2 protein-coding genes and 1 pseudogene are annotated in these 1,215 nt (G+C 67.2%); 2 read left to right on the forward strand and 1 reads right to left on the reverse strand.

Annotation, left to right across the window (positions count from 1 at the left end; all coding sequences use genetic code 11):
* Nucleotides 1-233 precede the first annotated feature (233 nt).
* Nucleotides 234-368: pseudogene (locus tag ABT300_RS44205) on the forward strand (fumarylacetoacetate hydrolase family protein); the annotation flags it as partial.
* A gap of 90 nt (nt 369-458) precedes the next feature.
* Here the strand turns inward: ABT300_RS44205 and ABT300_RS44210 are convergent.
* Complete coding sequence (locus tag ABT300_RS44210) at nt 459-827, reverse strand: VOC family protein (protein WP_351688868.1); 369 nt, start codon at nt 825-827, stop codon at nt 459-461.
* A gap of 63 nt (nt 828-890) precedes the next feature.
* Here ABT300_RS44210 and ABT300_RS44215 point away from each other — a divergent pair.
* Nucleotides 891-1,215: MarR family winged helix-turn-helix transcriptional regulator (locus ABT300_RS44215; RefSeq protein WP_351688870.1), on the forward strand; the 325-nt coding region annotated here is incomplete at its 3' end.

The following is a 1,215-nucleotide window of genomic DNA, read 5'->3' on the forward strand; positions in this document are numbered from 1 at the left end:
ACGGATGAACTCCCACTCCTCATCGGACAGTTCATGGCGACGTATCACCCGACCATGATCCACCACTCAAGATCAATTGAAGACACGACCTAGCGGCGGCCAGGACGACAGCGGGCCGCCTGCCCCTGGCGCCAGTGGGGCGGAAATCTGCGCACTGGCGAGTGCCGGAGTCCCTGGTGCAGGCGGCTCCTCAGCGGCATCGCGGCGGTGATGACAGCACGCCGAGCAGGCCCGGTTCCGGCGCCTGCGGCAACGGAGGCTGCCTCGCCGAACTATGGGGCGCACGAGACGAGCAGGACCCGCCGCCGCTGAAATCAGGCGACACGGTCACGCTCACCGTCGAGGGCAGGGGGACGGTGAAGGTCACCGGCTGGCCCACCGCCTGTGGCCGGGAGCGGCACCGTCACGCACGAGCCCAGGGCGCAACCGCTGACGATCGTCCGGCGGCGTTGGGTCGATCAAGCGCGGTCGTGGAGCGTGACCTGGTAGCCGTCGGGGTCGGCGAAGGTGAAGGTCCGGCCGAAGGGGCCGTCGATCGGTGCGGAGACGATGGCGTGACCGTCGGCGACGAGGCCGTCGTGGATGGCCTGGACGTCGGTGGCGTGGAGCCAGATCGCGGCACCGATGCCGGGCTGAGCGACCGATGCGAGGTCGGTGCCGGGAATGACATCGCGTAGTGCGAACGCGATCGGCTTCGTCTCGAAGACGACGGCGTGCGGAGGTCCGGCCGGCGAGCGGACGAGGCCCAGGTGCCGCTCGTAGAACGCCTGTGAAGCGTCGAGATCGCGCACTTGGAGCGAGATGAAGTCGGGGCCGGTGGCGGGCATGATGACGCTCCTTATTTGTGTGTCAGTTTTCTGACATGCGCCAACCTATGTCAGAATGCTGACATGAGTCAAGAAAGTGTCGGCGTCGACCTGGAGACGTCGCTGGGCTACCTGCTCAAAGAAGCGTCGAGTGCGCTCCGCGCGGCCATGGAGGAAGTACTGCGACCGCTCGGGATGAGCGTGACGCACTACTCCTGCCTCGAGCTGCTGGCGCAACGACCGGGCTTGTCGAACTCCGAGCTTGCGCGGGGCGCGTTCGTGACACGACAGACGATGAACGTGCTGCTCCAGGCCCTGGAACGAGACGGCTACGTGACAAGGCCTGCGGAGGCGCCCGTCGGAAAGGCGCTTCCCACGCGGCTCACGCCCCGCGGCCGACGAAGCCTCG

Origin of the sequence: Streptomyces sp. NPDC001027 (genome assembly GCF_040299045.1) — a bacterium.
Taxonomy (GTDB): domain Bacteria; phylum Actinomycetota; class Actinomycetes; order Streptomycetales; family Streptomycetaceae; genus Streptomyces.

Bases quoted from the DNA above. Each gene is read 5' to 3' on its own strand.
- ABT300_RS44210 (WP_351688868.1), bottom strand. From the start codon at position 827: ATGCCCGCCACCGGCCCCGACTTCATCTCGCTCCAAGTGCGCGATCTC.